Annotated in this window: 3 protein-coding genes; all 3 read left to right on the top strand. The window is 60.6% G+C overall.

Going from position 1 to position 2,397, the window contains the following annotated elements; genetic code table 11:
* Positions 1-561, top strand: a 561-nt coding sequence (locus JZX89_RS28430; RefSeq protein WP_207136133.1) for a carbohydrate ABC transporter permease, incomplete at its 5' end; no start/stop codon positions are given.
* Between the two features lie 12 nt (positions 562-573).
* Positions 574-1,398, top strand: coding sequence for a carbohydrate ABC transporter permease (locus tag JZX89_RS28425; protein WP_207136132.1), 825 nt, complete (start codon positions 574-576; stop codon positions 1,396-1,398).
* 12 nt (positions 1,399-1,410) lie between these two features.
* Positions 1,411-2,397, top strand: a 987-nt coding sequence (locus tag JZX89_RS28420) for an ABC transporter ATP-binding protein (RefSeq protein ID WP_207136131.1), incomplete at its 3' end; no start/stop codon positions are given.

Raw genomic sequence — 2,397 nt, 5'->3', positions numbered from 1 at the left:
CGCATCATGATCATCTCGCCCTTCTTCGTCATGCCGCCTGTCGCAGCTTTGGTGTGGAAGAACATGATCATGCATCCGGGTTACGGCGTGCTTGCCGATCTCTCACGCTTCTTCGGTTTCCAGCCGGTCGACTGGTTTGCGCAGTTTCCGCTGCTGTCGATCATCATCATCGTCGCCTGGCAATGGCTGCCGTTTGCCACACTGATCCTTTTGACGGCGCTGCAATCGCTCGATGGCGAGCAGAGGGAAGCGGCCGAGATGGATGGCGCCAACTTCGTCAACCGCTTCATCTATCTGACCCTGCCGCATCTGTCGCGCGCCATCACCGTCGTCATTCTGATCCAGACGATCTTCCTGCTCGGCGTCTACGCGGAAATCCTCGTCACCACCAATGGCGGACCGGGTTATGCCTCCACCAACCTTGCCTTCCTCATCTATCGCACCGCACTTTTAGGCTACGACGTCGGCGGCGCTTCGGCCGGCGGCATCATCGCCGTCGTGCTCGCCAATATCGTCGCCATCTTCCTGATGCGCGCCGTCGGCAAGAACCTCGACCGGTAAAGGGGAAACATCATGGCCCGCAAGACAACCACACGTGCAAAGATCGGCTTTTCCATCGCGGCCTGGGCCGTGGCGCTCCTGCTGTTCTTCCCGATCCTTTACGCCTTCCTCACCTCGATCAAGACCGAGCCGGAAGCGATATCGGGCTTCAGCCTCATTCCATCAGGCACGCTGGAAAACTACATCACCGTGCAGACCCAGCGCGATTACTTCAAGCCGTTCATGAACTCGGTGGTGCTGTCGCTCGGCTCAACGATCATCGCGCTGATCATCGCCATTCCCGCCGCCTGGGCCATGGCGTTCTCGCCGACCAAGCGCACCAAGGACATTTTGATGTGGATGCTCTCCACCAAGATGATGCCGGCGGTGGCCGTCTTGGTGCCGATCTACCTGATCTTCCGCAATGCCGGCCTGCTCGATAGCCGCATCGGGCTCACCATCATGCTCACCTTCATCAACCTGCCGATCGTGGTGTGGATGCTTTACACCTACTTCCGGGAAATCCCCGGCGAGATCCTCGAGGCCGCCCGCATGGATGGTGCCTCGCTCTGGAACGAGATCGTCCATGTGCTGACCCCGATGGCGGTGCCGGGCATCGCCTCGACGCTGCTTCTGAACGTCATCCTCGCCTGGAACGAATCCTTCTGGACCATCAGGCTGACGACCACCAATGCCGCGCCGCTGACCGCCTTCATCGCCTCCTTCTCCTCACCGCAGGGGCTGTTCTGGGCAAAACTCTCGGCCGCCTCGATGATGGCGATCGCCCCCATTCTCGTCATCGGCTGGTTCTCGCAGAAACAACTCGTGCGTGGCCTCACCTTTGGCGCCGTGAAATAAGGAACGACAAACATGGGCAGCATTTCCCTTCAGAACGTGTCCAAGCTCTTCGGTGAGGCGAAAGTCATTCCGTCGATCGATCTTGATATCAACGACGGCGAGTTCGTCGTCTTCGTCGGCCCGTCCGGCTGCGGCAAGTCGACGCTTCTGCGGCTGATCGCCGGGCTGGAAGACGTCTCCGGCGGAAAGATCGTCATCGACGGCAACGACGCCACCGACAAGGCCCCGGCCGAGCGCGGCCTTGCCATGGTGTTCCAGTCCTATGCGCTTTATCCGCATATGAGTGTGCGCAACAACATCGCCTTTCCGCTGAAGATGGCCAAGCTCGACAAGGCGATCATCGACAAAAAGGTGGAAGATGCCGCCCGGGTGCTGAACCTCACCGATTATCTCGAACGCCGGCCCTCGCAGCTGTCGGGCGGCCAGCGCCAGCGTGTCGCCATCGGCCGCGCCATCGTGCGCGAACCGAAAGCCTTCCTGTTCGACGAGCCGCTTTCCAACCTCGATGCGGCCTTGCGCGGCACCATGCGGCTGGAAATCTCCGAGCTGCACAACACGCTGAAGACGACGATGATCTACGTCACCCACGACCAGGTGGAAGCCATGACCATGGCCGACAAGATCGTCGTCTTGAACCGCGGCAATATCGAGCAGGTCGGCTCGCCGATGGAGCTTTACAAAACACCGCGCAACCTCTTCGTCGCCGGCTTCATCGGCTCGCCGCGCATGAACCTGATCACCGGCGACTTTGCCCGGAGCAAGGGTGCGACCACCGCCGGTGTGCGGCCGGAGCATCTGCTGCTGTCGAAGGAAAGCGGGCTGTGGCAGGGCAAGGTCACCGTTGCCGAACATCTCGGATCGGATACCTTCCTGCATCTCGAGGTCGACGGCATCGGCCCGATCACCGCCAGAACTGACGGCGAGTTCGAATGCAGGCATGGCGATACCGTCTTCATCACGCCGGATGAGACGAAGGTCCACAGGTTCGATGACAGGGGG

The sequence above is a fragment of the Agrobacterium burrii genome, from assembly GCF_017313405.1.
GTDB classification, from domain to species: domain Bacteria; phylum Pseudomonadota; class Alphaproteobacteria; order Rhizobiales; family Rhizobiaceae; genus Agrobacterium; species Agrobacterium burrii.
Note: the sequence above shows the minus strand (reverse complement) of the source record. Positions and strands in the feature narration are given on the sequence as shown.